The 3148-nt window shown below is 48.9% G+C and carries 2 rRNA genes; both read right to left on the reverse strand.

Annotated elements, in window-relative coordinates:
• Positions 1 to 3 precede the first annotated feature (3 nt).
• Positions 4 to 115: ribosomal RNA gene (rrf, locus tag AC6CH7_RS26390) — 5S ribosomal RNA — on the reverse strand.
• A 112-nt stretch (positions 116 to 227) separates the two neighbouring features.
• Positions 228 to 3106, reverse strand: a 23S ribosomal RNA gene (locus AC6CH7_RS26395).
• Positions 3107 to 3148 lie beyond the last annotated feature (42 nt).

The raw sequence follows: 3148 nt of genomic DNA on the forward strand, positions 1-3148 counted from the left end.
AAGATTTGGCACCGACCTACTCTCCCACGTGTTACCGCAGTACCATCGGCTCTGGTGGGCTTAACTTCTCTGTTCGGAATGGGAAGAGGTGGACACCACCGATATAGGCACCTAAATATTTTTAAAGTTATCTTGTATATTCCCTGTTTTACTCAGGTCAACACGCCATAACGATGACATATTATTGAAAGAAGTTAAGTTTTGAAGAACAAACAACAGTTTACTGCTCTTGAAAGCTTCGGATTATTAGTATTACTCGACTTTGATGTCACCATCTTTACATCTGTAACCTATCAACGTAGTAGTCTGCTACGGTCCTATATGGAATTCTCATCTCGTGGCTAGTTTCGCACTTAGATGCTTTCAGCGCTTATCTATTCCCAGCGTAGCTACTCTGCAATGCCCCTGGCGGAACAACAGATTCACTAGAGGCTAGTCCAACCCGGTCCTCTCGTACTAAGGTCAGCCCCACTCAAAATTCCAACGCCCACAACAGATAGGGACCGAACTGTCTCGCGACGTTCTGAACCCAGCTCGCGTGCCACTTTAATCGGCGAACAGCCGAACCCTTGGGACCTTCTCCAGCCCCAGGATGTGACGAGCCGACATCGAGGTGCCAAACCTCCCCGTCGATATGAGCTCTTGGGGGAGATCAGCCTGTTATCCCCAGCGTACCTTTTATCCTTTGAGCGATGGCCCTTCCATGCAGAACCACCGGATCACTATATCCGTCTTTCGACCCTGATCGACTTGTATGTCTCACAGTCAAGCAAGCTTATGCTATTGCACTCCTCATACGGTTACCAAGCGTATTGAGCTTACCTTTGAAAGCCTCCGTTACCTTTTTGGAGGCGACCACCCCAGTCAAACTACCCATCAAACAATGTCCTCGGCTGAGCCGAGTTAGACACCGAATACAGAAAGGGTGGTATTTCAACGTTGACTCCACGACGCCTGGCGACGCCGCTTCATAGTCTCCCACCTATCCTACACATCCTGTATCCAATGTCAATGTTAAATTGTAGTGAAGGTGCATGGGGTCTTTCCGTCCCGTTGCGGGTACCCGGCGTCTTCACCGGGACCACAATTTCACCGAGCTCATGGCTGAGACAGCGCCCAGATCGTTACACCATTCGTGCAGGTCGGAACTTACCCGACAAGGAATTTCGCTACCTTAGGACCGTTATAGTTACGGCCGCCGTTTACTGGGGCTTCGATTCAATGCTTCTCCTTGCGGATGACATCCCCTCTTAACCTTCCAGCACCGGGCAGGTGTCAGGCCTTATACTTCATCTTTCGATTTTGCAAAGCCATGTGTTTTTGTTAAACAGTCGCCTGGGCCTTTTCACTGCGGCTGATATTGCTACCAGCGCCCCTTCTCCCGAAGTTACAGGGCCATTTTGCCGAGTTCCTTAGCCATGATTCACTCGAGCACCTTAGAATTCTCTTCCCGGATACCTGTGTCGGTTTGCGGTACGGGTTTTTATAACCTGAAGCTTAGCGGTTTTTCTTGGAAGTCTGATTACCTGCACTATCCACGCCCCCGAAGGTTTGCGGTACTATCAGCGTTCAGCTAGACCGGCGGATTTGCCTACCGGTCCAATACCTACAGCCTTCAACGATCTATTCCGTCAGATCGCGGCAGTGTCACTACTCCGTCCCCACATCGCAGTTATAAAAAGTACGGAAATATTAATCCGTTGTCCATCGAATATCCCTTTCGGGTTCTCCTTAGGCCCCGACTAACCCTGATCCGATTAGCGTTGATCAGGAAACCTTATCCTTTCGGTGGGCGGGTTTCTCGCCCGCCTTATCGTTACTTATGCCTACATTTGCTTTTCCAGAAGCTCCAACACAACTTACGTCATATCTTCGCTGCCGCTGGAATGCTCCCCTACCGTAATATTAATATTACCCATAGCTTCGGTGTACAGTTTAATGCCCGTTTATTATCCATGCCCGATCGCTCGACTAGTGAGCTGTTACGCACTCTTTAAATGAATGGCTGCTTCCAAGCCAACATCCTAGCTGTCTATGCAATCGGACCTCGTTAGTTCAACTTAACTGTAACTTGGGGACCTTAGCTGATGGTCTGGGTTCTTTCCCTCTCGGCGCGTGACCTTAGCACCCCGCGCCTCACTGCCGTGTATATTAAATAGCATTCGGAGTTTGTCTGGATTTGGTAGGATTTGACTCCCCCGCACCCAATCAGTAGCTCTACCTCTATTTAACTCTACCACGACGCTGTTCCTAAAAACATTTCGGGGAGTACGAGCTATTTCCCAGTTTGATTAGCCTTTCACCCCTACCCACAGATCATCCGGAAACTTTTCAACGTTTATCGGTTCGGTCCTCCAGTACGTGTTACCGCACCTTCAACCTGTCCATGGGTAGATCACAAGGTTTCGCGTCTACCTCCCCTGACTATACGCCCTATTCAGACTCGCTTTCGCTTCGGATCCGTGTCTTAAACACTTAACCTTGCCAGAGAAGAGTAACTCGTAGGCTCATTATGCAAAAGGCACGCCGTCACGCCACCTGGACGCTCCGACCGCTTGTAAGCACACAGTTTCAGGTTCTATTTCACTCCCCTGTTCGGGGTTCTTTTCACCTTTCCCTCACGGTACTGGTTCACTATCGGTCTCTCAGGAGTATTTAGCCTTACCGGATGGTGCCGGCAGATTCCCACAAGGCGTCTCCGACCTCGCGGTACTCAGGATACTACTAGACTAATGGTACTTACGTGTACGAGGCTCTCACTCTATATTGCCAGGCTTCCCATCCTGTTCCACTTCATTGCATTATAATCATATCGTAGTCCTACAACCCCAGTTATGCCGTAACATAACTGGTTTGGGCTCTTTCCCGTTCGCTCGCCACTACTTAGGAAATCATTATTATTTTCTCTTCCTCTGCTTACTTAGATGTTTCAGTTCGGCAGGTTTGCGTATATTATACGACTAGTCTTCAACTAGCCAGGTTTCCCCATTCGGAAATCACCGGATCAATTCATATTTGCTAATCCCCAGTGCTTATCGCAGCTTATCACGTCCTTCATCGCCTCTGAGAGCCAAGGCATCCCCTGTGTGCTCTTATTTACTTTCTTCTCTCCATAGCCTTTTGCGCCTATGGAAATGCTTTTTTTGAT

Source organism: Pedobacter sp. GQ55 (genome assembly GCF_059758925.1).